This window comes from Pedobacter planticolens, from assembly GCF_014172375.1.
Classification (GTDB): Bacteria; Bacteroidota; Bacteroidia; order Sphingobacteriales; family Sphingobacteriaceae; genus Pedobacter; species Pedobacter planticolens.
In genome coordinates this window covers 1,795,960-1,821,610 of record NZ_WNXD01000002.1, presented here as the reverse complement: position 1 = coordinate 1,821,610, position 25,651 = coordinate 1,795,960, and the positions used below count along the sequence as shown (strand labels likewise).

At 35.3% G+C, this 25,651-nt stretch carries 22 protein-coding genes; 15 read left to right on the top strand and 7 right to left on the bottom strand.

Annotated elements, in window-relative coordinates; genetic code table 11:
• Positions 1 to 69: 69 nt before the first annotated feature.
• The 3 genes from GM921_RS16900 to dnaE all read right to left on the bottom strand — a co-directional run bounded on the left by GM921_RS16900 (position 70) and on the right by dnaE (position 6,321).
• Positions 70 to 1,275, bottom strand: coding sequence for a PQQ-dependent sugar dehydrogenase (locus tag GM921_RS16900; RefSeq protein WP_182923797.1), 1,206 nt, complete (start codon positions 1,273 to 1,275; stop codon positions 70 to 72).
• A gap of 129 nt (positions 1,276 to 1,404) precedes the next feature.
• The gene (trxA, locus tag GM921_RS16895) at positions 1,405 to 1,722 is read right to left on the bottom strand and encodes a thioredoxin (protein WP_182923796.1); all 318 of its coding nucleotides are present in this window, start codon (positions 1,720 to 1,722) and stop codon (positions 1,405 to 1,407) included.
• A 168-nt stretch (positions 1,723 to 1,890) separates the two neighbouring features.
• On the bottom strand, positions 1,891 to 6,321 hold the full coding sequence (gene dnaE / locus GM921_RS16890; RefSeq protein WP_182923795.1) for a DNA polymerase III subunit alpha: 4,431 nt from the start codon (positions 6,319 to 6,321) through the stop codon (positions 1,891 to 1,893).
• A 158-nt stretch (positions 6,322 to 6,479) separates the two neighbouring features.
• Between dnaE and GM921_RS16885 the strand changes: the two genes are divergently transcribed.
• From GM921_RS16885 to GM921_RS16865, 5 genes are all read left to right on the top strand, one after another.
• Complete coding sequence (locus tag GM921_RS16885; RefSeq protein WP_182923794.1) at positions 6,480 to 6,950, top strand: GyrI-like domain-containing protein; 471 nt, start codon at positions 6,480 to 6,482, stop codon at positions 6,948 to 6,950.
• Positions 6,951 to 7,073: 123 nt separating this feature from the next.
• Positions 7,074 to 8,012 (top strand): malate dehydrogenase, encoded by a 939-nt coding sequence (gene mdh / locus GM921_RS16880; protein WP_182923793.1) that lies wholly within the window; start codon positions 7,074 to 7,076, stop codon positions 8,010 to 8,012.
• 80 nt (positions 8,013 to 8,092) lie between these two features.
• A complete protein-coding gene (locus tag GM921_RS16875) occupies positions 8,093 to 8,515 on the top strand; it encodes an aspartyl protease family protein (protein WP_182923792.1) in 423 nt (140 codons plus the stop codon).
• Between the two features lie 11 nt (positions 8,516 to 8,526).
• Positions 8,527 to 9,195, top strand: a complete 669-nt coding sequence (locus GM921_RS16870) for a peptidoglycan recognition protein family protein (protein ID WP_202985671.1) — start codon at positions 8,527 to 8,529, stop codon at positions 9,193 to 9,195.
• A 57-nt stretch (positions 9,196 to 9,252) separates the two neighbouring features.
• Positions 9,253 to 9,786 carry an SRPBCC family protein gene (locus GM921_RS16865; RefSeq protein WP_182923791.1) on the top strand — a complete coding sequence of 178 codons (534 nt, stop codon included), beginning with the start codon at positions 9,253 to 9,255 and terminating at the stop codon, positions 9,784 to 9,786.
• A gap of 83 nt (positions 9,787 to 9,869) precedes the next feature.
• On the opposite strand, the gene gyrB is transcribed toward GM921_RS16865, so the two are convergent.
• Positions 9,870 to 11,828, bottom strand: coding sequence for a DNA topoisomerase (ATP-hydrolyzing) subunit B (gene gyrB, locus GM921_RS16860; protein WP_182923790.1), 1,959 nt, complete (start codon positions 11,826 to 11,828; stop codon positions 9,870 to 9,872).
• Between the two features lie 167 nt (positions 11,829 to 11,995).
• Between gyrB and GM921_RS16855 the strand changes: the two genes are divergently transcribed.
• The gene (locus GM921_RS16855) at positions 11,996 to 12,598 is read left to right on the top strand and encodes an OmpH family outer membrane protein (RefSeq protein WP_182923789.1); all 603 of its coding nucleotides are present in this window, start codon (positions 11,996 to 11,998) and stop codon (positions 12,596 to 12,598) included.
• Positions 12,599 to 12,688: 90 nt separating this feature from the next.
• The gene (locus GM921_RS16850; protein ID WP_182923788.1) at positions 12,689 to 13,429 is read left to right on the top strand and encodes an EcsC family protein; all 741 of its coding nucleotides are present in this window, start codon (positions 12,689 to 12,691) and stop codon (positions 13,427 to 13,429) included.
• Between the two features lie 43 nt (positions 13,430 to 13,472).
• On the opposite strand, the gene GM921_RS16845 is transcribed toward GM921_RS16850, so the two are convergent.
• Positions 13,473 to 13,871 (bottom strand): RNA-binding S4 domain-containing protein, encoded by a 399-nt coding sequence (locus GM921_RS16845; protein ID WP_182923787.1) that lies wholly within the window; start codon positions 13,869 to 13,871, stop codon positions 13,473 to 13,475.
• Positions 13,872 to 13,937: 66 nt separating this feature from the next.
• Between GM921_RS16845 and GM921_RS16840 the strand changes: the two genes are divergently transcribed.
• From GM921_RS16840 to miaA, 8 genes are all read left to right on the top strand, one after another.
• On the top strand, positions 13,938 to 14,756 hold the full coding sequence (locus tag GM921_RS16840; protein ID WP_182923786.1) for a 2,3,4,5-tetrahydropyridine-2,6-dicarboxylate N-succinyltransferase: 819 nt from the start codon (positions 13,938 to 13,940) through the stop codon (positions 14,754 to 14,756).
• Positions 14,756 to 15,679, top strand: a complete 924-nt coding sequence (locus tag GM921_RS16835) for a glycosyltransferase (RefSeq protein ID WP_182923785.1) — start codon at positions 14,756 to 14,758, stop codon at positions 15,677 to 15,679. Before GM921_RS16840 ends, GM921_RS16835 begins: the two co-directional genes overlap by 1 nt.
• Complete coding sequence (locus GM921_RS16830) at positions 15,676 to 16,479, top strand: glycosyltransferase family 2 protein (RefSeq protein ID WP_182923784.1); 804 nt, start codon at positions 15,676 to 15,678, stop codon at positions 16,477 to 16,479. The genes GM921_RS16835 and GM921_RS16830 overlap by 4 nt, the downstream gene beginning before the upstream one ends.
• Positions 16,472 to 17,038: an L-threonylcarbamoyladenylate synthase gene (locus tag GM921_RS16825; protein WP_182923783.1), complete on the top strand. Its 567-nt coding sequence runs from the start codon at positions 16,472 to 16,474 to the stop codon at positions 17,036 to 17,038. The genes GM921_RS16830 and GM921_RS16825 overlap by 8 nt, the downstream gene beginning before the upstream one ends.
• 148 nt (positions 17,039 to 17,186) lie before the next feature.
• On the top strand, positions 17,187 to 18,593 hold the full coding sequence (locus tag GM921_RS16820; RefSeq protein WP_182923782.1) for a CCA tRNA nucleotidyltransferase: 1,407 nt from the start codon (positions 17,187 to 17,189) through the stop codon (positions 18,591 to 18,593).
• Between the two features lie 62 nt (positions 18,594 to 18,655).
• Positions 18,656 to 19,303 carry an IS1096 element passenger TnpR family protein gene (locus GM921_RS16815; RefSeq protein WP_182923781.1) on the top strand — a complete coding sequence of 216 codons (648 nt, stop codon included), beginning with the start codon at positions 18,656 to 18,658 and terminating at the stop codon, positions 19,301 to 19,303.
• Positions 19,304 to 19,354: 51 nt separating this feature from the next.
• Positions 19,355 to 19,882 carry a hypothetical protein gene (locus tag GM921_RS16810; protein WP_182923780.1) on the top strand — a complete coding sequence of 176 codons (528 nt, stop codon included), beginning with the start codon at positions 19,355 to 19,357 and terminating at the stop codon, positions 19,880 to 19,882.
• A gap of 8 nt (positions 19,883 to 19,890) precedes the next feature.
• Complete coding sequence (miaA, locus tag GM921_RS16805) at positions 19,891 to 20,814, top strand: tRNA (adenosine(37)-N6)-dimethylallyltransferase MiaA (RefSeq protein WP_182923779.1); 924 nt, start codon at positions 19,891 to 19,893, stop codon at positions 20,812 to 20,814.
• Between the two features lie 54 nt (positions 20,815 to 20,868).
• On the opposite strand, the gene GM921_RS16800 is transcribed toward miaA, so the two are convergent.
• Together GM921_RS16800 and rpoC are read right to left on the bottom strand one after the other, a co-directional pair.
• Positions 20,869 to 21,183 (bottom strand): DUF3467 domain-containing protein, encoded by a 315-nt coding sequence (locus GM921_RS16800; protein ID WP_182923778.1) that lies wholly within the window; start codon positions 21,181 to 21,183, stop codon positions 20,869 to 20,871.
• Positions 21,184 to 21,300: 117 nt separating this feature from the next.
• Complete coding sequence (gene rpoC, locus GM921_RS16795; protein ID WP_182923777.1) at positions 21,301 to 25,590, bottom strand: DNA-directed RNA polymerase subunit beta'; 4,290 nt, start codon at positions 25,588 to 25,590, stop codon at positions 21,301 to 21,303.
• Positions 25,591 to 25,651: the final 61 nt, after the last annotated feature.

The window sequence follows — 25,651 nt, the reverse complement described above, 5'->3', positions numbered from 1 at the left end:
GAGTCCCATGGGACAGTACTGAATTAACCTAAAAGCACTATTCTTGCTTTTCAAGTTAAAAAAGATCGATTACTTTTTATTTATTCTATACAAATTACCGCCATCTGTTACCGCATATAAAGCACCATCTTTACCTTCTACCAAATCTCTAAAACGCTCACCTTTATCTTCTAGTAATCTTTCTTCGCCGACTACTTTATTGTTTTTAAGTACTAAACGAATAATATGGGAACCACTTAAAGCACCTACAAATAAATTCCCTTTCCACTCGGCAATGTGGTTGCTATTATAAAACGCAATACTTCCAGGAGAAATAACCGGATTCCAATAATAAACAGGTTGTTCCATGCCAGCTTTTTGCTGAATACCATCGCCTACTTTCGCTCCGCTATATTCTACACCGTAAGTTATAATTGGCCAACCATAATTTTTGCCGGGTTTAATTAAATTAATTTCATCGCCTCCTTTTGGACCAAATTCGGCTTCCCATAAATCGCCAGTTTGTGGGTTAATTGCCAAACCATCTGGATTACGATGTCCATAAGAATAAATTTCTGGTCTGGCATCAGCTTTATCAGCAAATGGTCCACCAGCAACAGCTTTTCCTGCTGGGGTAAGGTGAAGGATTTTCCCTAAAGAAGAATTTAAGTATTGCGCTTGCACTCTAATTTCTTTATCAGAGCGTTCTCCTGTACTTACAAATAGGTTTCCATTTTTATCAAAAACTATTCTTGAGCCGTATTGCAATTTGCCAGTATGTGCCGGAGTAGCTCTATATATGATAACTTGATTTTCTAACGTAGTTTCGTTTGCCGATAACTTTCCTTTCGCGATAGCCAACACAACACCTTTGCTTAGCGGTTCAGAATATGCCCAATACACCATTCTACTTTTTGCAAAATCTGGAGCTAATGTTACGTCTAAAAGTCCACCTTGTCCAGAATCATCTACTTTAGGAAGCGCAGTAATTGTTTTAGACAATGTTCCATTGGCCAATAAAATAACCATTGTGCCACTTTTCTGAGTGATAAAAAATCTTCCATCTGGCATTACAGAAATTGCCCAAGGGTTTTCTAATTTCTTGTTAATGACTGATATTGCAAGTGGTGTTGTCGTTTTTACTGCTTTTATTCTGGTCTGACCTTCAAATGCGGGCTTATAATCTGCAGAAGGTTTTCCTTTTTCAACTGAATTTTGTGCTGAAACATTCGTTTCATTTACGCAGCTAAATAAAATGCTTACTGAAAGCAGACTTAATAATTTAAATGTTTTCATAAACTGGGATTTACTTAAAAGAACAAAAAATTAGTTGTAATAAAAAATCCGAGCTCAAGGAGATCGGATTTAAATATATATTCTCTTAAAAATTACTCTTTAAGATTGTGCCTCGCAAAACGAGAGGGCTTATAATTGCTTGTCTAATTTACCAGCTAATACTGATTTTGGAACTGCGCCAACTTGTTTATCAACAACTTCACCATTTTTAAAGAACAATAAAGCAGGAATATTGCGGATACCAAATTGAGTTGAAATTTGAGGATTGTTATCTACGTTCACTTTTCCTACTATTGCTTTTCCTTCGTATTCTTTTCCAATTTCATCAACAATTGGGCCTACCATACGACAAGGACCGCACCACTCTGCCCAAAAATCTACCAATACAGGTTTATCTGATTTTAATACAACTTCCTCGAAGTTCGCATCTGTTATTTCTAAAGCCATAACTTATTTTTAAATTTATATACAAATATATTATCAATTGTAATGCCATCAATAGGTTGCTGTCAATTTGACAATTTTACAACTTATTTTTGCACCGTCACCCTGAATTTATTTCAGGGTCTTTCCATGCTAAATAGATGCTGAAATAAATTCAGCATGACGATTATGTTAATTCAGTTTATAGTTTACAACATTCAATTTCGTTAATTGTTCTAAAAACTGATTGTTAGGATTTATTTTTAATGATTTTGAAGGAAGTTCTAATTTCAAATTCTGTTCCCTATCGTAAACTTCAAAATTTAGCTTACAATTGTGGCGCTCACTACCCTCTTTATTTTCTTGTAAAATCACATCTATTTTCTGCATTAACTCATCGTTAATTTCTTCAATAGGTACCTGAATAGTAATACATTTCGTCAGTTTATCACGTAATTCTGACAGTAAATCTATCGATGTAACTTTAAACTCCCAATCGCCTTCTTTTCTAAAACGTTCTCCTACTCTACCTCTAATTTGCAAGAAATATCCTTCCGTTAAAAACTGTTTAAATTTCAAGAAATCATCTCCAAACAAAGCAATTTCGCAACTATCGTCATAATCTTCAAAAACAAAAGTACCAAATGGCTTACCTGTTTTAGTAATGCGTTGTGAGGCGAGAACAACTAACCCGCCAACTACTAAATCTCTATTTTTTAAGGCTTCAAACTCTGTTAAAATTTCTTCGTTTGTATCGCCACTACGAATTTTATTTACAACTGATAAATGTTTAACCGAATGTTGGCAAAAATGGTTCAGCTCAAAACGATAATCATCTAACGGATGTCCTGATAAGAAAATTCCAATCGCATCCTTTTCATATTTCAAACGATCAATTAATCCCCATTCTGGAGAAACAGGGAAAGTTGGTTCTAAAATTAAATCGGCTTTTGAACCACCAAAAAGGGAAGCTTGAGATGAGCTTTCATTATTCTGGAAATCGTTAGCATATTTAATTAACTTCTCAATTCCATTCATTTTATCGTTAGCACCGATATAAAAATACTGCGCTCTATGAAATCCATAGGCGTCAAAAGCTCCGCTGTACACAAAACTTTCGTACGCTTTTTTGTTTACGATACGTGTATTTGAACGTTTAGAAAAATCGAAAACTGAAGTATAAGGCCCATTTTCTACACGTTCTTCAATAATACTTTCTACCGCTTTTTCTCCTACTCCTTTTACCGCCGACATGCCGAAACGCACTTCGCCTTTGGCATTTACAGAGAATTTTAAATCAGATTCATTTACATCAGGGCCCAAAACCGTAACGCCCATTTGTCGACATTCTTCCATAAAAAATGCCACCTGCTTAATATCACTCATGTTATTGGAAAGTACCGCAGCCATATATTCTGCTGGATAATTTGCCTTTAAATAAGCAGTCTGATACGCAATCCAAGCATAACAAGTAGAGTGAGATTTATTAAATGCATATTCTGCGAAAGCTTCCCAATCTTTCCAAATCTTTTCTAAAACTTTGTCATCGTGACCTTTTGCTGCCGCTTGTTTAATGAATTTGGGCTTCATTTTATCCAACACATCACGTTGTTTTTTACCCATCGCTTTACGCAAAACATCGGCTTCACCTTTGGTAAAGTCCGCTAATTTTTGCGATAAAAGCATTACCTGCTCTTGGTAAACTGTAATTCCGTACGTTTCCTTTAGTAATTCTTCGCAGGCTTCTAAATCGTATTTAATTTCTTCCTCACCGTTTTTTCGTTTTACGAAACTCGGAATATACGCTATTGGACCTGGTCGATACAACGCATTCATGGCAATTAAATCTCCAAAAACCGTTGGTTTCAGCTCTTTCATGTACTTTTGCATACCCGCACTCTCATATTGGAAAATGCCGACTGTTTCGCCACGTTGAAAGAGTTCATAAGTTTTTACATCATCTATCGGGAAAGTGTCTGGATCTAAATCAACATCATGTCTTTTCTTCACCAATTTTACGGTATCCTTAATTAGCGTTAAAGTTTTTAACCCCAAGAAGTCCATTTTTAACAAACCAGCGCTTTCTACAACCGAGTTATCAAATTGAGTAACATATAAATCCGAATCTTTTGCAGTAGCAACCGGAACGAAATTGGTAATGTCATCTGGTGTAATAATTACTCCACATGCGTGAATACCTGTATTTCTCAATGAACCCTCTAAAATTATAGCTTGTTCAATCGTTTCTGCGCTTAAATTTTTGGCCGCTGCTAAAGCTTTTAACTCTATAATTTTTTCATATTCATCTGGTCGCAAAGCGGATTTTAAAGCCTTTTCATCCAAGGTGAAAATCTTGGCTAGCTTCATATTCGGTATCAGCTTCGCTATTTTATCTGCTTCAAAAAGTGGCAAATCTAAAACTCTAGCCGTATCACGGATGGATGATTTTGCAGCCATTGTTCCATACGTAATAATCTGTGCTACTTGGCTCGAACCATATTTATTAATTACGTAATCCATTACACGACCACGACCCTCATCGTCAAAGTCAATATCAATATCGGGCATGGAAACACGATCTGGATTAAGGAAACGCTCAAATAGCAAATCGTATTGCAAAGGATCGATGTTAGTAATCCACAAACAATACGCAACAACAGAACCCGCCGCCGAACCACGACCAGGACCCACAGAAACATCACGACGACGAGCTTCCGCGATAAAATCTTGTACAATTAAGAAATATCCTGGGTAACCAGTTTTCTCAATCGTAGCTAATTCAAAATCTAAACGCTCAATTATTTCTTCGGTGAGTTCACCGTATCTTTTCTTGGCGCCTTCATAACTTAAATGCCTTAAATATTTATTCTCACCGCGTTTACCACTGTCTGTTTTATCTTCATCAACTAAAAATTCTGCTGGAATATCAAATTTTGGAAGTAAAACTTCACGAGCTAATTCGTAAGCTTCAATCTTATCTGCAATTTCTTGCGTACTCAAAATCGCCTCTGGTAAATCTGCAAAAAGCGATTTCATTTCATCAGCAGATTTAAAATAATATTCTTGATTTGGCAAACCGTAACGATACCCACGACCACGACCAATTGGCGTTGCTTGTTTTTCGGCATCTTTTACACACAACAAAATATCGTGTGCATTAGCGTCTTTTTTATTGATGTAATACGTATTGTTGGTAGCTACTAATTTAACAGAATGCTTATTAGCTAAAGCAATTAAATCTTTATTTACACGGTCTTCATTTTCCTGACCATGACGCATCAACTCGATATAAAAATCATCAGCAAATTGCTCTTTCCAATAAACTAATGCTTCTTCAGCTTGTTTTTCACCTAAGTTTAACAATTTACTAGCAACTTCACCAAACAAGTTTCCAGACAGCACAATAATATCACTTTTATACTGCTCAATTACTTTTCTATCAATACGAGGTACGTAATAAAAACCTTTGGTATAGGCAATTGATGACATTTTGGCGAGGTTGTGATAGCCCGTTTTGTTCTTTGCCAATAACACCACTTGATAACCATTATCTTGTCGCGTTTTATCCAAATGGTTTTCGCAAACAAAAAACTCAACCCCAATAATTGGTTTTACAACTTGAACAATTGGTTCTTCGCCTTTGGCTAAAGCCTCTTCGTTTTTAGTTTTGGCTTCTTTATTATGTTTACTTACTGCACTCACAAAGTGGAAAGCGCCCATCATATTCGCATGATCAGTTAGCGCTACTGCAGGCATTTTTTGTGCAGCCGCAGCTTTTACCAAATCAGGTACACTAATGGTACTTTGTAAAACCGAAAATTGAGTGTGATTATGCAAATGCACAAAGTTTGCGTTCGCTAATTCTTCCTTATTTCCAGCTAAAGTTTGTTTAGAAATGCCGCCAGTTTCTGTACTTTGCTGGCGTTTTCTTAATTCAGCAGATGCTGATTTTAAGTTTACATGCTGTATGCCAACAGCTTCAATTATTGGATTACGTTCTCTAAAACGAAGATAATAATCGGTATCAACTAATAATTCTTCTTTTTTGAAGACTTCTTTTTTAATCAATTCTAAAAAGCAACGCGTAGTCGCTTCCACATCGGCAGTTGCGTTGTGTGCTTCAGAAAATGGAACACCAAAAAGGTATTGGTGTAATTCCGTTAAAGTCGGCAATTTAAATCGACCGTTTCTACCTCCAGGTAGTTTTAACAAATTAGCTGTAATTTCTGTACACGTATCCAAAACAGGCATATCTGCCATCTGACTTGCTACACCTAAACGGTGAAATTCGCAACCCATAATATTTACATCGAACCCTACATTTTGGCCAACTACAAATTTTGCTTTACCAAGGGCGATGTTAAATTTATCTAAAACTTCAGCTAATTCAATTCCTTGATCTTGTGCCAATTCTGTAGAAATCCCATGAATTCGCTCTGCATCGTACGGAATATTAAATCCCTCTGGCTTTACCAAATAGTCGTGATGCTCAATCAGTTTCCCCATTTCATCATGCAACTGCCAAGCAATTTGAATACAACGCGGCCAATTATCGGTATCGGTAATAGGTGCATTGTAATTACGTGGCAAACCAGTCGTTTCAGTATCAAAAATCAGGTACATAGTTGGGAATTGATGGAAATCAAAAATAGAGAAATTTGAGGTGGAAGTTGTCAGCAAATTATCAACAATAAGAGAAATTGTTGAATTGATAGATTGTTAAATTATTGGCAATTTTGAAAAAGAAAGATAAATCTTATTAATCCATAAATTATAATCATATGTTCTTACGCACCGAAACTATTTCTTCCAAAAAGCTAATCGGTTTTAGTTTAAAAATGTCATTGGCCAATAACAAAACTTTTGAGCTTTGGAGCAAGTTTATGCCACAAAGAAAGGAAATTGAAAATACAGTTGGGAGTGATTTGTATTCTATACAAGTATTCGATAACAACTATAACCAATTCGATCCTCAATCAATATTCGAAAAATGGGCAGCAATTGAAGTAACTGGTTTTGAAGATGTTCCAACAGATATGGTGTCTTTCATTTTACCTGCCGGAAAATACGCTGTGTTTTTGCATAAAGGCTCTGCAAATGAAGGCTACAAAACTTTCCAGTATATTTTTGGAGTCTGGCTACCAAATTCTGGCTACGAGTTAGATAACAGACCCCATTTTGAGATTTTAGGAGAAAAATATAAGAACAATGATCCTAGTTCTGAGGAAGAGGTTTTTATTCCAATTAGATAACTAAGAGTTCTTAATTTTCCTAGGCTTAACATTAAAATGACAAAACCACTTTTTTAAACTAATGCAATTCTATACCTTAGGCAAGTAAACAATTTCTATCCAAAAATCTATAATAAAACAAAAATGAAGATAACGGTAGTAGGTGCTGGCGCTGTTGGTGCCACCTGTGCAGACAACATCGCAAGAAGAGAATTAGCTGAAGAATTAGTATTGCTTGACATTAAAGAGGGTTTTGCCGAAGGTAAAGCAATTGACATGATGCAAACTGCTACTTTGTTAGGCTTCGACACAAAAATTAAAGGGGTAACAAATGATTATAGTCAAACTGCAGGTTCTGCTGTTGCTGTAATTACATCGGGCCTACCACGTAAACCTGGAATGACTCGTGAAGAGTTAATTGGTATTAATGCTGGTATTGTAAAAGGCGTAGCCGAAAACATTTTAAAATATTCTCCGGATGCAATTATCGTTGTAATTAGTAATCCAATGGATACAATGACTTATTTAGCATTAAAATCTTTAGGATTACCTAAAAACCGCATTATTGGAATGGGTGGAACATTAGATAGCGCCCGCTTCAAATATTATTTAAGTGTTGCATTAAATTGTAATTCAAACGATTTACAAGGTTTTGTAATTGGCGGTCATGGCGATACAACTATGATTCCTTTAACCCGTTATGCAACTTACCAAAGTTTGCCAGTTAGCAATTTATTAGATGAAGCTACTTTAGCAAAAGTTGCTGCAGATACAATGGTTGGTGGTGCAACGTTAACAGGTTTATTGGGCACATCTGCTTGGTATGCTCCTGGTGCTGCAGGTGCGGCTTTAGTAGAAGCAATTGTACGTGATGAGAAAAAATTATTCACTTGCTGCGTTGCTTTAGATGGCGAATATGGTCAGAAGGATATTTGCCTAGGTGTTCCAGTAATTATTGGTCGTAATGGTTGGGAAAAAATCATCGACTATAAATTAAACGAAACAGAACAAGCTACGTTCAATAAAAGTGCTGATGCAGTGCGTAATATGAATAATGTATTGGCTGAAATGAAATTGATATAATTCAAATTTTAACATTAAGGAATTAAGAACAACAAGGCTACTCTTAATTAGCCTTAACTTCTTAATGGTAAAAACATAAAATGAGAACAATCACTGTTCCCTTAACTCTAATTAATTTACAAGACAACGGTTTCCATCTTTTGGTGGAAATTGTTGTTTTTGGCGAAAAATTATTTGCCGTATTAGATACTGGTGCTTCGAGATCTGTATTTGATAAAGGCTTAATGGAAAAGCACATTCAAGAACTCACCATAAGTGATGAAACGCAAGCGGCAACCATTTTTAGTACCGCAACGACTTTGCAAGGTTTTATCCCAAAACTTAAAATTGGAGGCTTGACTTTAAAACAATACCATGCTGTTGCTTTAGATTTACAAGGTGTAACCGATACATATTTATTGATGGGGCATCCGCCAATTGCAGGCATTATTGGTGGTGATATTTTAACCAAATTTCACGCCAAAATAGATTACCAGAAAAAAGTATTAAGGTTTTACAAATAATTTCTAATTAGTTGATACGCATTTTTAAACTCCTTCCACTTCTTTTACTTTTTAGCTTCACAACAAGTTTTGCTCAACAAATTCAGATTATCAATAAACCAATAGTTTTTGATGAAATAAGAGCTCAACTCTCTTTAGATTATTTGAAAAGAAGGCATAATCTCATCCAAAAAACACCAATAATTATTCCAAAAATGATTGTTCTACATTGGACAGCTTCTAGAAGTTTGATGGGAACTTATAATACATTTAACAAATCCATTTTGCCGAGTTCACGCAAGGCATTAGTGAATGCTAGTAGCTTAAATGTCTCTTCGCATTATTTAGTGGATCGCGATGGTTCCATTTATCAGTTATTACCCGATACCGTTTTTGCTCGCCATGTAATTGGTTTAAATTATTGCGCCATTGGAATTGAAAATGTGGGAAGCGATACTTATCCACTAACTCAAGCTCAACTTTTTGCCAACGAAAAATTAGTTCGTTATCTAACAAGAAAGTATAATATCGAGTATTTGATTGGGCATTATGAACATACTTGGTTTAAAAACACCTCTTTATGGAGAGAAACAAATCCTTATTATTTTTCTCAAAAAATCGATCCGGGAATATCATTTATGAGAAGAATTAGAGAAGAATTGCAAGATCTAAATTTAAAGGGTGCTCCTCCTAAAAAATAAGACTTGCATTTTCACTTGGTTTATTGCTAACTTTAAGTAAACCAAAACAAATAAAATATGAAAGTTTTAAAAGTTTTACTAGGCATAATTGTCGTATTAGTAATCATTTTCTTCGTAGGCGGAATGTTTTTGCCTAAAACCTATTCTGTAAGTCGCACAACAACCATAAATGCACCTGATAGTGTAATTTATAAGAATGTTGCAGATTTTAATGAGTTTTTAAAATGGAATCCGTGGACTAAAATGGAACCAACTGCTAAAGTTACCATTACTGGTACTGTTGCTCAACCAGGTCATTTATACGAATGGGTGGGCGATAAAGTTGGCACCGGCCAGATGAAATTAACTGAGGCTATGCCAAATCAGTCAATTGTAGAAGAAATGAAATTTATTAAACCGATGGAAAGTTCATCAACAGTTCGTTTTGATATTGCTAAAGAAGGCGATGGCAACAAAGTAACTTGGACCATCAGCGGCGAAAGCGTAGGCGCTATGAACAAATGGATGGGTTTATTTATGGATAAAATGATGGGCAAAGACTTTGAAGATGGCTTAAAATCTTTGAAAGAAAAATCTGAAAAAGGAGAATAATTTTCTTGATAAGACAAAAAAGCCCTTCAAATATTAAATTTGAAGGGCTTTTATTTGGTTTTCAGCTTTAGTCTTTTAGCTTATTAAGCGTCAATCTTAGCATATTTCGCATTGCGCTCAATAAATTCTCTACGTGGAGCAACTTCATCGCCCATTAACATAGAAAAAGTATGATCACATTCTGCTGCATTTTCAATAGTAGCTTTCAATAATGTACGTTTAGCAGGATCAAGAGTGGTTTCCCATAATTGCTCTGCGTTCATCTCACCCAAACCTTTGTAACGTTGAATGTGTACACTTTCTTCTTTACCAGCACCTTTTAAACGTTGAACTGCTTGATCGCGTTGTACATCATTCCAGCAATATTCAAAATCTTTACCTTTTTTAACTTGGTAAAGTGGTGGAGCAGCAATGTATACATAACCAGCTTCAATTAATGCTTTCATGTAACGGAAGAAGAAAGTTAGAATCAACGTAGTAATGTGTGATCCGTCAATATCAGCATCCGTCATAATCACGATTTTGTGGTAACGAAGTTTAGTAATATTTAAAGCTTTATCATCTTCTGGCGTTCCAATACTTACACCCAAAGCAGTAAACATATTTTTAATCTCGTCATTTTCGTAGATTTTATGCTCCATTGCTTTTTCCACATTCAGGATTTTTCCTTTTAGTGGTAAAATAGCTTGGAAATTACGATCACGACCTTGTTTAGCAGTACCACCCGCCGAGTCTCCCTCCACTAGGTACAATTCGCATTTTTCTGGATCAGTATCAGAACAATCGGCTAGTTTTCCTGGCAAACCAGAACCGCCCATTACACTTTTACGTTGCACCATTTCACGAGCTTTACGAGCAGCGGCCCTCGCAGTAGCAGCCAAAATAACCTTGTTTACGATCATTCTCGCCTCTCTAGGATATTCTTCCAAATAAATACCTAAAGCTTCACCTACAGCAATATCTACCGCACCCATTACCTCACTATTACCTAACTTGGTTTTGGTTTGTCCCTCAAACTGTGGTTCTTGTACTTTCACAGAAATTACCGCAGTTAATCCTTCTCTAAAGTCATCCCCAGTAATTTCAAATTTCACATTTTTAAGCAAACCCGATTTTTCAGCGTAAGCTTTCAATGTACGCGTTAAACCACGTCTAAAACCTGCAATGTGCGTTCCACCTTCGTGAGTATTAATGTTATTTACGTACGAGTGTACATTTTCCGAATAGCTATCATTGTATTGCAATGCCAACTCTACCGGAATACCATTTTTAATTCCTTCTACATAAATTGGCTCTGGAATTAATGATGGGCGAGTTCCATCCAAAAACTGAACAAACTCTTTTAATCCACCTTCAGATTTAAATAATTCTGATAAGAAAGTGCCATCTTCATTTACTTCACGCTCGTCTGTTAATGTTAAACTAATCCCTTTATTTAAAAAAGACAGCTCACGTAAACGCGATGCTAATGTATCATAACGATATTCTGTAGTCTGCGTAAAAATGGTAGCATCAGGAGTAAAAGTTACAATTGTACCACGCTTTTCTGTAGTTCCAATTTGCTTTACATCATACAAAGGTTTACCAATGTTGTATTCCTGCACCCAGATTTCTCCATCGCGATGTACTTCTGCTCTTAAATGTGTAGATAATGCGTTAACGCAACTTACCCCTACACCATGCAAACCCCCAGAAACTTTGTAGGTATCTTTATCAAATTTACCACCAGCGTGTAAAACCGTCATTACGATCTCTAGTGCTGATTTATTTTCTTTTTTATTTATTCCAGTTGGAATACCACGGCCATTATCTTCAACCCTAATTGAATTGTCTTTAAGGATATTTACATAAATGGTATCAGCGTGACCAGCTAATGCCTCATCAATTGAGTTATCTACTACTTCGTAAACTAAGTGGTGCAAACCTTTAATTCCGGTATCACCGATATACATGGAAGGACGCTTACGTACAGCCTCTAAACCCTCTAAAACCTGTATATTATCGGCACCATAATTTGAGTTTGGATCTTTTTCTTCGCTCATAATTTTATTTAATACATAAAGAATCAAAAATAACCATTTTTTACCTAATTAGGGCAGATGTGGATAACTATTTGGGTGTTAAAATCGGATTAAAATTGATTAAAAAACGTATGTTTTTAGGATAGTCCGTTTTGATTTTTATATTTGCTAAAATTTATTAAAATAGAATGAAAGTAACTACATTAAAAGTAAGCAGTTTAGCTACTGCAATAGCAATAGTTTCGGTACTAACTGCTTGTGGAAATAAGGATGGTAAAACTGATGCAGCAGCTACAAAAGCAACAACTGCAACAGTAGCCGCGGATGAGAAGATTGTTTATGTTAACTCTGATTCATTGTTAACTAAATACGAATATTTTAAAGACCTTAAAGCCAAAATGGAAGTGAAAGGTAAAGCTGCTGAAGGTGATTTAGCTGCTAAACAACAAGCTTTCCAACGTGAAGTACAACAATATCAACAAACGCAAAATACGTTGCCTGCTGATCAAAGAGCTGCTACTGAACAAAGATTACAACGTAAACAACAAGAATTACAAGCTTACCAACAAAATGCTGGTGCTGCTTTACAAAACGAGCAAGCTAAAGAACAAGAAGCTTTATATAACAAAGTTGCAGAATACTTAAAAGGTTATGCTAAAACTAAAGGATATAAAATGGTTTTAACTTACTCTAAAGGCAATAGTGCTATTTTATTTGCTGACGAAAGCCTTGATGTAACTAGCGCTGTAATTGTTGGCTTAAACGAAGCGTACACAAAAGATAAAAAATAAGATATCATTCTGAGTTTAGCTTAGAATTTTAGAAATTAAAATGCTCCGAGTAATCGGGGCATTTTTTTTGTACAAGAAAATATAAAAAAGATGGGCAATTACGAAGAACAGATCAATTACGAACTTCAGTTTTGGGAAATGGAGTTAATGAAAAAGCCGTCATTGCTTGGGAATTTAGCGACCAAAGTTCAAGCTAAAATCAATAGCTACATTCCAACAAAAGTTCACAAAGCGATTACTACAACCATTAAACAAATGGTTAAAGCTGTTTTATTTGGTTCTACGCACACTACATCGGCTACGCCAGATGTTGATATGAGTTTACTGCATCGCGAAGCCTTAGTAAAAGCAAAAATTGACAATTATAGCAAAACTGGCGCAGCCGAAGGCGGCATAACTGGTGCTGGCGGATTTTTAATGAGCATGGCAGATTTCCCAATCCTAATTGGCATTAAAATTAAAATGCTTTTTGAAATTGCTTCATTGTATGGTTTTGATGTAAAAGATTATCGTGAAAGACTTTACATTTTACATATTTTTCAGTTGGCATTTTCTAGTAAAGTAGGCACTCAAAATATATTTAAACAAATGCAAAACTGGGATGAAAAATTAATTGTGTTGCCAGAAAGCGCAGAGCAATTTGATTGGCAAACATTCCAACAAGAATACAGAGATTATATAGATTTGGCTAAAATGGCGCAATTACTTCCAGTTGTTGGTGCGGCAGTTGGCGCAGTTGCAAATTATAAATTAATACAAAAATTAGGCAAAACAGCAATGATGGCCTATCGATTAAGGATTTTAAATCAATTATCAATAGAAGATCGGTAGTTTAAGGTTTAAGTTCCCCTAATGAACCAATGACACCAATAAACTATTCTTCCTCAAACATCCCTCCTATTAAATCATCCGTTTCGCGTCTATCTTTTTTAGTCGGCCGTCCGGCACCACGATCTCTTTTCAAAGTTGGCGCATGAAACATCGATTTGAAAGCATGAGTTTCTTCCACAGGTGTGAGATCTTTATACTTCGTTACTGCAATTTTTGCTTCAACCCTGTTGTATAAAAGTTCTACCACTTCGATTATTTTTTTCTCTATTCCTTTTGATACCTGATAAACTTCGCCAACTTTTACAATGGCCGATGGCTTAAGATTTTGACCATTAAATTTCACACGACCCGCTTTACACGCATCAGTTGCTAGACTACGGGTTTTAAACAATCGTATTGCCCATAGGTATTTATCAATCCTTAATTTCTCTTTCTCCGTCATAAAAAATCAAAAATACAATGCTCAATACATAAAATTGACTTATTTTGTAAAAAAATAAAAAATACAATGATTGAAGATTTAAAGAAATTAATAGAAGCCGCCTGGGAAGACAGATCTTTATTAGCCTATAATAACTATTGTGAAGCAATTGAAGAGGTAATTTCAAGATTAGATAAAGGTAAATTGCGTGTTGCAGAGCCTGTTTTAAATAGTTGGGGAATTAATGAATGGATCAAGAAAGCTGTGATTTTGTATTTCCCGATTAACGAAATGAAAGAAATTAAAGTTGGTCCTTTCGTATACCATGATAAAATGGATTTGAAAACCAATTATAAAGAACAAGGTGTGCGTGTTGTACCTATGGCTAGTGCTCGTTATGGCGCTTATTTGGCCAAAGGAGTAATCATGATGCCATCCTATGTGAATATTGGCGCATATGTAGATGAAGGTACAATGGTGGATACTTGGGCAACTGTAGGCTCATGTGCACAAATTGGTAAACGTGTGCATTTAAGTGGTGGCGTTGGTATTGGCGGGGTGTTAGAACCTGTTCAAGCTGCTCCAGTAATTATAGAAGATGATTGTTTCCTGGGTTCAAGAGCTATTGTAGTTGAAGGCGTTAAATTAGAAAAGGAAGTTGTTTTAGGTGCAAATGTTGTTTTAACTGCATCGACCAAAATTATTGATGTAACAGGCGAAAAACCAGTCGAATATAAAGGATATGTTCCTGCTCGTTCGGTAGTAATTCCTGGTTCTTATACTAAAAAATTCCCTGCTGGAGATTTTCAAGTTCCTTGTGCATTAATTATTGGAAAACGTAAAGAATCAACCGATAAAAAAACTTCACTTAATGATGCATTAAGAGAAAATAATGTAGCTGTTTAATGATTTCTCGTAAAGGATCAGAAATTGTGTCAGTATCAATTGCGATGTGCACTTATAACGGCGCAAAATACATCGATGAGCAATTGGAAACAATTATAGCGCAAGATTATCCTTTACATGAAATTATTGTAGTTGATGACCGTTCATCCGACGATACTTTTAAAATTTTAGAAGAATGGCAGGCGAAATATCCTACATTATTTAAGCTTTGTTTAAATGAGAAGAATTTAGGTTTCGACAAAAATTTCGAAAAAGCCATTTCTCTTTGTACTGGAGATTTAATTGCAATTGCAGACCAGGATGATATTTGGATGAATGACAAATTAAGTTCTTTAGCTGAATTATTTTCAAATGAAAATGTAATGTTAGCACACGGCGCTTCAATTACCCTTAAAAATGGAAGTTTACACCACTTCTCTGGTCAGTTGAAGCGTTATAAACTTTTTGAAGGAAATGATAGTCGAAAATTATTTCTTTTAAATCAACTGAGTGGACATAATATAATGTTCAGAAAATCAATTTTAAATCAGGCCATTCCTATACCCGATTTTATGCCTTACGATTGGTGGTTAGCATTAAATGCAACTGTGCTGGGCGAAATTAAGGCGATTAAAAAATACCTAGTTCATCACAGAAAGCACGGAGACAATGCATTCTTCAGCAAGAAAAGGATAAAAAATCCATTAACATTGCTATCAAGATTATTGTTATTTAAGCAGATCCAAAATCTAAGTTCAAAAAGCCACCTATTTCTTGATGAATTTATAGCCCATGCAAAACAGCATGAACAAGCTACCGAATCAAAAATTGATTGGCAGTTTTTTAAATTTTTAATGAAGTACAGTAAAATTATTTTCGGTCATAAAAAAAGGATTTTCCCAGCGTTTACCTTTTTAACGAACTCCATTAAATTTGCAAAATGAAGGTATCCTTAATCATTGCAACCTATAATTGGCCGCAAGCATTAGAACTTGCCATTTTAAGTGCATTTAAGCAAAGCAGATTGCCTGATGAAATAATTATTGCTGATGATGGCTCGACCGATGATACTCGATTAGAAATTAATAAACTCGCCGAGAAAAGTAAAATACTAATCATTCATCTTTGGCAAGAAGATAATGGTTTTCAAAAAACATCAATTCTAAATAAAGCTTTTGCAAAAAGTACAGGAGATTATATTATTCAAATAGATGGAGATATTATTCTTCATCATCATTTTATTAAGGATCACTTAGGCTTAGCCAAAAAGAATGCATTTATCCAAGGTGGTAGAGTATTATTAGGTCCTGAAATTTCAAGTAAAATCTTATCAAATAAAAATATAAATATTAGCATTTTCGATGGTGACATCAAAAGAAAAAAAGATGGTATTAGGTTTTTAGCACTTTCAAATTTTATTGCTGCCGGATATAGAAATAGACATCCAAAATATTTTGCAAGAGGCGCAAATATGTCTTTTTGGAGAGAAGATTTACTCTTAACAAATGGTTACAATGAAGATTTTTCCGGATGGGGTCATGAGGATAGCGAACTCACCATTCGATTAATGAATGCTGGCAAACAGAAACTCCAGCTTAAATTTGGAGGTATAGCTTATCATATTTACCATAAAGAAGAAGCTTCCAAAAAACACGACCAACAAAATAAAGAGTTATTAGAAAACACAGTTAAATCAGGAATAATTTTCACACCAAAAGGTTTAAATCAATATTTAGATGCTTAGAGAAGAAGTTAATAAAGCTTTAGAGATTTTAAAAAATGGAGGAGTAATTCTCTACCCTACTGATACTGTTTGGGGTTTAGGCTGCGATGCTACAAACGAAGAAGCTGTAGCAAAAGTAAATGCGATTAAAGGTCGTGCTGCTGATAAAAGTTTAATTGTTCTTTTAGAAAACGATAATAAACTGCAGAGCTATGTTACCGAAATTCCAGATGTTGCATATGAGTTAATTGAATATGCTGAGAACCCATTAACAATTATTTTTTCTGGCGCAAAAAATTTAGCTAAAGGCGTGATTAATAGTGATGGTAGTGTTGGAATTAGAGTTGTAAAACACGATTTCTGTGAGCAATTAATTCAGCGTTTTCGCAAACCAGTAGTTTCTACTTCTGCTAATATAAGTGGTCAGCCAACACCAAAATTTTTCGATGAAATTAGCGATGAAATTAAAGACGCTGTTGATTACATTGTAGATCTTGAACAAGAAAATCGCACTGCAAAAAAGCCTTCAACCATTATTAAGTTGGGTCCATCTGGGCAATTTGAGTTTATACGTAAGTAAACCCCAACCCCTAAAGGGGCTTTATTCTGCATAAATTAAAGAAGCACCAATAGTTTTTATTAATTTCGCATTTCCTTTGTCATTCAGAGCGTAGCGAAGAATCTCTAAAAAAAGATACTTCCTTTGTCAGCATGACAAGTCTAAAATTATGCAGCAACATCTACAAAATCCAATATTTAAAGTTTTAGCCAACATTGCTGATCAAACCAAGACAGAAATTTATGTTATTGGAGGATTTGTACGTGATTTATTTTTAAATCGTCCATCAAAAGATATTGATATTGTAGTGGTAGGTAATGGAATTGAGTTTGCAGAAAAAGTTGGTCAGCAATTAAAAACTAAGGTTGCGGTATTCAAAAACTTCGGCACTGCCATGTTAAAATACAATGATTTGGAAATCGAATTTGTAGGCGCTAGAAAGGAATCATATCGCTCTAACTCCCGCAAACCAATTGTAGAAAATGGTACTGTAGAAGATGATCAGTTGCGAAGAGATTTTACGATTAATGCATTAGCAATATCTCTTAATGTAACAAATTACGGTGATTTAATTGATCCATTTAAAGGATTGACAGATTTAGAACAGAAATTAATTCGAACCCCATTAGATCCAACCATTACTTTTTCAGATGATCCGCTTCGCATGATGAGAGCTATCCGTTTTGCTACTCAATTAAATTTCAATATTGATGAAAGTGCAATCGAGGCGATTAAAGCACAGAAAGAACGGATTAGCATTGTGTCAAAAGAGCGAATTACAGACGAGCTGAATAAAATTATTTTAGCTAAAACTCCCTCAATAGGCTTCAACTATTTATTTGATACTGGCTTACTGCACCTTATTTTTCCGCAAATGGCGACTTTATATGGAGTGGAAATTATAAAAGGAAAAGGTCATAAAGATAATTTTTATCACACCTTACAAGTTTTAGATAACATTTGCACAACAACGGATGACCTTTGGTTACGTTGGGCTGCTATTTTACACGACATTGCTAAACCTCCAACCAAAAGATTTGAAGAAGGTCATGGTTGGACTTTTCATGGCCATGAAGATAAAGGAGCGAGAATGGTACCTCAAATTTTTGCTCAGTTAAAACTTCCATTAAATGAAAAAATGAAGTTCGTTCAAAAATTAGTTCAACTTCATTTACGCCCAATTGTTTTAGCACAAGAAAAAGTGACTGATTCTGCCGTAAGGCGATTACTTTTTGAAGCTGGAGAGGAAATAGAAAGTTTAATGTTGTTATGCAATGCTGATATTACAACCAAAAACGAGTATAAAATCAAGAAATACCGTAATAATTTCGAGTTAGTGAAACAGAAATTAAAAGATGTTGAAGAGCGTGATCAATTGCGCAACTGGCAACCACCTATTTCTGGCAACGACATTATGCAAACATTTGGTTTAAACGCAGGCAAAGAAGTCGGCATACTAAAAAATGCAATTCGAGAAGCTATTTTAGAGGGCGAAATAACAAACAATTACGAAGAAGCTTTTAACTTTATGTTAAAGAAAGCTAACGAATTAGGTTTAAAACCAATTACTAGATAGGCTTAACACCTAAAAATTATTTTTTATTTCTTAATTTTACAGTTAGAAACAGTACACTGAAAATGGCAATTTATAGATTTAAAATTTCTTTCGAAGATTTTGACGACGTAGTAAGAGAAATCGATATTAAAACTAATCAAACTTTTGAAGATTTACACAGAGCAATTCATCGCTCTACTGGCTACAATGCAGATAAATCATCGTCATTTTATGTAAGTACAGATAACTGGATTAAAGGTGATGAAATTTCTATTTTACCAAACCAACGCAAAATAGATAATGGAGTTACTTTGATGGAGAATGCTAAACTGAGCAACTTTATTGAAGATCCACATCAAAAATTTTATTATATCTACAATTTTGAACGTCCTTTTGATTTTCATGTAGAGCTGATTAAAATTATTCTAGAAAACGATCCAAACATCGAATATCCATTCTTAGTAAAAAGTACTGGCGAAGCACCTAAAATTATTGATCAAAACACAGGTGGTTTTGCGGTAACTAGTGCTGCCGCTGCATCAAGTGATTTTGATTTCTTAAATGAAATGGATTTTGTTCCTGAAGATACCGAAGAATTAGAAGCAATGGGTGGTAGAGGGATAAATGCTCCAGAAATTGATGAAGAAAGTGAAGAAGAGGAAGAAAAAGATGAATTTGCTGATGGCGATGATTTCGAAGAAGATTTCGGTTCAGAAAAAGAAGACTATTAGTAATTAATCCGTCACCCTGAATTTATTTCTAGGTCTAACTTGCTTAAATAGATGATAAAAGATTTTTTAAAAAATTTATTTAATCGAAAGAACACTAATGACCTTTCAAACCATAAAATTCCAGCAGGTTGGTATTTAACTGTTTCCGATTTGCATGAAGAATTGAGAAGCGGTAAAAGGATACAATTTGGAGAAAGCGAATTGACTTGGGCAAGAGAATATGAAAGAAGTTTAATTCCTGAAAATTACCGTTTTCCTCGAAAAGGAGATTTATATCAGGCTAAGTTTGATCAAGAAATCGATTATATTACAGATTGGTCTGCTCCTTACTCTGGTGGCGGGAAAGCAAAAATTTACGTTGGGGAGAAATTTTGGGTACATACAAATCCATCGGATAAAAAACCTATTGGAGCTTATCTAATCCCCGTTAATTACAAAGATTTAGAAGAGCGAATTATACCTTTTGATGATAGAACAGCTTTCAAATATAATGGCTATTACTTTTATGTAAGAACTAATTTGATTAACGAAAATTTCATTTTAGATAAGACAGGATTTCAAAAAGAAAAATATATTTAAAGCCCTCTATGCCACAAAAAACTTTAATTGTAGTAGTTGGGCCAACCGCCATCGGTAAAACTGCTCTAGCTATTGAGCTTGCTCAATTTTACCATAGCGAAGTTATTTCTGCAGATTCCCGTCAATTTTTTAAGGAAATGAATATTGGTACTGCTAAACCTTCAAAAGAGGAATTAGCAGCTGCACCACATCATTTTATTAATTCTCATAGCGTACAAACATTATTTAGCACAGGCGATTTTGAAGTTCAAGCACTTCAATTAATGGAAGATCTTTTTAAAAAGCACAACATTTTAATTGTGGTTGGCGGCTCTGGTTTATATATTGATGCCATTTGCAAAGGATTGGATGATTTACCTGAAATTGATTTTGCAATTCGTGAAAAATTAAATCAACAGCTGGCGAATGAAGGTATCGAAGCTATCCGAACACAATTACAAGAATTAGACCCTGAATATTTTGCTAAAGTAGATCAATCTAATCCTCAGCGCATGATTAGAGGATTAGAAGTTGTACTTTCTACAGGCAAGAAATTAAGCTCTTTTTTAACTTCCAATAAAAAAGAAAGACCTTTCAACATCATCAAAATTGGTCTAAACACAGATAGAGCTTTACTTTACGAGCGCATTAATCATCGCGTAGATTTAATGATGGAAGCTGGTCAACTTGAAGAAGCAGAAAGTTTGCTTCCTTACCGTCAATACAATGCACTAAATACTGTTGGCTATTCAGAATTGTTCGATTATCTAGATGGAAAAACTGATTTAGCTTCGGCAGTTGCAATGATTAAACAAAACACCCGTCGCTTTGCCAAAAGGCAACTTACTTGGTTTAGACGAGATGAAAACACAGTTTGGTTTGAGCCAAATCAAATTGAAGATATTATTCAATATCTAACCAAATTTTGTCATTCCGAGGTACGAGGATTCTAATAGAGAAGATAAACAAAAGAGATTCTTCGCTTCGCTCTGAATGACAAAAACCTTTTAAGCTTGCGCAGTTGGTCCGCCAAAATTCATTGGGAAACCTGGAGGCTCTTCTTGAGTTTTTATCCTTCCATTAATAGCTTCAAATTTCTCAACATTATCTAACATTGCATGAACTAACCTTTTTGCATGTTCTGGCGTTAAAATAATTCTAGATTTCACCTTCGCCTTTGGCACTCCTGGCATTACTCGTATAAAATCCAATACAAACTCAGTATTCGAATGAGTTATGATTGCTAAGTTTGAAAATACACCTTCAGCAATTTCTTCAGATAACTCTATATTAAGTTGGTTTTCGTTCTGTTGTTCTTCCATAATAATCAAAAATATAAAAAGCGTTTGTTAATTGGTACAATACGCAACAAAAAATCCCTAGCGAATGAACGCTAGGGATTTTAATTACAACTCCTTTTCAGGAATTAGTATGATGAATTATGCTTCTACCTCTTCTTCAGCTTTAGATGCTAATAATTTATCGTATTCTTCTTGAGAACCAACAATGATACGCTCATATCCACGAACACCAGTACCTGAAGGAATCAAGTGACCAACGATTACGTTTTCTTTTAAGCCTAACATATGATCACGTTTACCTGCGATAGCTGCTTCATTCAGTACTTTAGTAGTTTCCTGGAATGATGCTGCAGAGATGAACGATTTAGTTCCCAATGATGCACGTGTAATACCTTGTAAAATTGAACTCGCTGTTGCAGGTTGTGCATCACGTACTTCAATTTGTTTCAAATCTTTACGTTTCAATTGAGAATTTTCATCTCTTAATTTACGTAATGACAAGATTTGACCTGGTTTTACAGTGTTTGAGTCACCAGCTTCTACTACAACTTTTTTGTCATAGATGTCATCGTTCTCAACCATAAAGTCCCATCTATCAACAGAGTCATTTTCTAAGAAACGAGTATCACCCGGATCTTCGATATGAACTTTCTGCATCATTTGGTGTACAATTACTTCAAAGTGCTTATCGTTAATTTTCACACCTTGTAAACGGTAAACCTCTTGGATACCATTAACTAAGTATTCTTGTACAGCCGCAGGGCCTTTAATAGCTAAAATATCAGCTGGAGAAATTGATCCATCAGATAATGGCATACCTGCTTTCACAAAGTCATTATCCTGTACCAAAATGTGTTTAGACAATGGAACTAGATATTTTTTAACTTCTCCATCTTTACTTTCGATAGTCATTTCGCGATTACCACGTTTAACACCACCTAAAGTTACCACACCATCAATCTCAGTTACTACAGCTGGGTTAGATGGGTTACGTGCTTCGAATAACTCAGTTACACGTGGTAAACCACCCGTAATATCTCTTGTTTTTCCTGTTGCACGAGGTATTTTAACTAAGATTTGACCTGTTTGAACTGCTTCGCCTTCTTCAATAGCGATGTGAGCACCAACTGGGATGTTATAGTTTCTGATTAACTCACCTTTTTTATCTACTACCTGAATAGCAGGGTTTTTAGTTTTATCACGTGTATCGATAATTACTTTCTCACGGTGACCAGTTTGTTCATCTGATTCTTCACGGAAAGTAACACCTTCTACGATAGCATCGAAATGAATTTTACCTGCAAACTCTGAGATAATAACCGCGTTGTATGGATCCCATGAACAAATCTTATCGCCTTTAGAGATTTTTTGACCTTCTTTAACGAATAAGAATGCACCATAAGGAACATTGTTAGTTACAATTACTTTTCCAGTACCTGGTTCAGTAATTTTAAACTCGCCCGAACGACCTAATACAATCTCAACTACACCGTCTTCCGTTGTTGTTGGTACAGTACGTAAGTTTTCAAACTCGATAACACCATCAAATTTAGCGTTGATTTGAGATTCTGCAGCAATGTTTGATGCAGTACCACCCACGTGGAATGTACGTAACGTTAACTGTGTACCCGGCTCTCCGATTGACTGTGCAGCAATTACACCAACAGCTTCACCTCTTTGAACACGTTTACCAGATGCTAAGTTACGTCCATAACATAATGAACAAACACCTCTTTTATTTTCGCAAGTTAATACCGAACGAATTTCAATACCTTCTAATGGAGATTCTTCAATTGTTTTAGCAATTTCTTCCGTGATGTCTAATCCAGCACCCACTAACAATTTACCGTCTAATGGATTGAATACATCATGTAGAGAAATACGACCTAAAATTCTGTCATATAATGGCTCAACAATATCTTCTTGATCTTTTAATGCAGTAGTGTACATACCTCTTAACGTACCACAATCAACCGCGTTAACGATCATGTCTTGTGCAACGTCATGTAAACGACGAGTTAAGTAACCAGCATCAGCAGTTTTTAACGCTGTATCCGCCAAACCTTTACGAGCACCGTGAGTAGAGATAAAGTATTCTAATACCGATAATCCTTCTTTAAAGTTAGATAAAATCGGGTTTTCGATAATCTCACCACCAGAACCTGATTTTTGAGGCTTAGCCATCAAACCACGCATACCTGCTAACTGACGAATTTGCTCTTTCGAACCACGGGCTCCAGAGTCAAGCATCATATAAACAGAGTTGAAACCTTGGTTATCGCTAGACAATTGGTTCATTACAAACGTAGTTAAACGGTTGTTGATACGTGTCCAGATATCGATAATTTGGTTATAACGTTCGTTGTTGGTAATGAAACCCATGTTATAGTTGTTTCTTACCTCTTCAACTTCACCTGCTGCTTGTGCCAATAAAGTATGTTTCTCTACTGGAATATTAACATCTTGTAAGTTAAACGATAATCCACCTTGGAAAGCCATTCTAAAACCAAGTTCTTTGATATCATCCAAGAATCTTGCAGAACGAGCCATACCAGTCATCTTCACTACTTCACCAATAATATCTCTTAAAGATTTCTTAGTTAATAGTTCGTTGATATAACCCACTTCTTCTGGCACCATTTGGTTGAATAATACTCTACCAACAGTTGTTTCAGTTAATTTATTTACGATAGTTCCATCTTCTTGTTTTACATTAACTTTCACTTTAATGAAAGCGTGTAAATCAATTTTCTTCTCGTTGTAAGCAATAATAACTTCTTCTGGAGAATAGAATGATGAATCTTGTCCTTTAACTACACGTCCTTCGTCAGTTCTACGGCCTTTAGTAATATAATAAAGACCCAAAACCATATCCTGAGATGGAACCGTAATCGGTGTACCATTTGCAGGGTTTAGAATGTTGTGAGCTGCTAACATTAGAACTTGGGCTTCCAAAATTGCTGCATGACCTAAAGGTAAATGCACTGCCATCTGGTCACCATCAAAATCCGCGTTAAATGCAGTACAAACTAATGGGTGTAATTGGATCGCTTTTCCTTCAATTAAACGTGGTTGGAAAGACTGAATACCTAATCTGTGCAACGTAGGCGCACGGTTAAGCAATACTGGGTGTCCTTTCAATACGTTTTCTAGAATATCCCAAACTAGTGGGTCTTTTCTATCAACAATTTTCTTAGCAGATTTAACTGTTTTCACAATTCCACGTTCAATCATCTTACGAATAATAAACGGTTTGAAAAGCTCAGCAGCCATATCTTTTGGTAAACCACACTCATGTAGTTTAAGGTTTGGTCCTACAACAATTACCGAACGAGCAGAATAATCTACACGTTTACCTAGTAAGTTTTGACGGAAACGACCTTGTTTACCTTTTAAGATATCTGATAAAGATTTTAATGCTCTGTTACCTTCAGTTTTAACAGCATTTACTTTACGTGAGTTATCGAATAACGAATCTACAGCTTCCTGTAACATACGTTTCTCGTTACGTAAAATAACTTCTGGTGCTTTAATCTCGATCAAACGTTTTAAACGGTTGTTACGGATAATTACACGACGATATAAATCGTTCAAATCTGAAGTTGCAAAACGACCACCTTCTAGAGGTACTAAAGGACGTAATTCTGGTGGAATAACAGGAACGATTTTAATAATCATCCACTCTGGGTTATTCTCAATACGAGTTCTAGCACCACGGAAAGCCTCAACAACTTGAAGACGTTTTAACGCTTCATTTTTACGTTGTTGCGAAGTTTCGTTAGCAGCTTGGTGACGTAAGTTGTATGATAAAGTATCTAAGTCAATACGTTTTAATAAATCTTCTAACGCTTCAGCACCCATTTTGGCGATGAATTTATTAGGATCTTTATCATCTAAATATTGATTTTCTTTAGGTAATTTATCTAAGATATCTAAATATTCTTCTTCAGTTAAGAAGTCCATATAGTTGATACCTTCTGCCTCCATTAAACCAGACTGAATAACTACATAACGTTCGTAGTAAATAATCAAATCTAATCTTTTGGTAGGTAAACCTAATAAGTAACCGATTTTGTTAGGTAAAGAACGGAAATACCAGATATGCGCCACAGGAACCACCAAATTGATGTGTCCCATACGCTCTCTACGTACTTTTTTCTCAGTTACCTCAACACCACAACGGTCGCAAACAATACCTTTATAACGGATACGTTTGTATTTACCGCAATGACATTCGTAATCTTTTACCGGACCAAAAATACGCTCGCAAAACAAACCATCACGTTCAGGTTTGTAAGTACGATAATTGATAGTCTCAGGTTTTAACACCTCACCACTTGAACGCTCCAAAATAGTTTCTGGAGACGATAAGCTAATGGTTATCGAGGTGAAATTGCTTTTTAATTTATTATCCTTTTTGTAAGACATAGCTCTTTAATTTTGAGTAGTTAGTCATTAGTATTTAGTATTTAGACTAGGCGTTTGGCTT